The organism is Rothia sp. HMSC071F11 (assembly GCF_001809115.1).
GTDB lineage: Bacteria > Actinomycetota > Actinomycetes > Actinomycetales > Micrococcaceae > Rothia > Rothia dentocariosa.
The window spans coordinates 1-622 of the sequence record NZ_KV795751.1; the positions used below are offsets into that span (position 1 = coordinate 1).

1 protein-coding gene is annotated in these 622 nt (G+C 50.8%); it reads left to right on the top strand.

Annotation, left to right across the window (positions count from 1 at the left end; translation table 11 throughout):
* Window positions 1-370: 370 nt before the first annotated feature.
* A partial coding sequence (locus HMPREF2554_RS04120) for a DUF6318 family protein (protein ID WP_246825996.1) occupies window positions 371-622 on the top strand: 252 nt, incomplete at its 3' end.

The window sequence follows — 622 nt, forward strand, 5'->3', positions numbered from 1 at the left end:
GTGACGGCCGCTGGTGGTGTAAGGTGAGCGTTCCCGAAAAGATCGTGGGAGCCCCCGAAAGAACTGATCTTTTCTCACATTTTAGGATGCGCGTAGAAGACCTAACCCCCACACCCGTACCTACACCGGAAGCAAAGAAATAAAGGCGCTAAGGGTTTTCACGATTACGAATGTGCGTACCAGCAAATAATCAGCTGGGAGATCTAAACCTGAGAATATACAAAAATACTGCGGCAATCCCAAGCATAAATCATGGCGCATGGCAGGATAGTTAGAGGTAAACCAACCACAAGAAGCGTTCATGCTCTCTGCCCTAAACATGGATACCCTATTGTTATCCGGGCATAAGCAAGGCTCCGAAAGGAATACTATGAATATCCCAGCACATTATCTGACCCGCCGTTCCGCTCTTGGGGTGATCGGCGCCGGTTCTGCGGCGGCTGCTCTTGCCGCATGCTCAACCAGCAATTCTAATGGCGGTGGCGGTTCTGATTCGTCGAAACGTGACGATTACAGCGGTGAGGTCAAGTTCGAGAAATTTGACACTTCCGCCGGGAACTATGAGCCCGCAACTCGCGAGCATCCGGCGAAGAATGTTCCGAAACCTATTAAGCCGGATAAC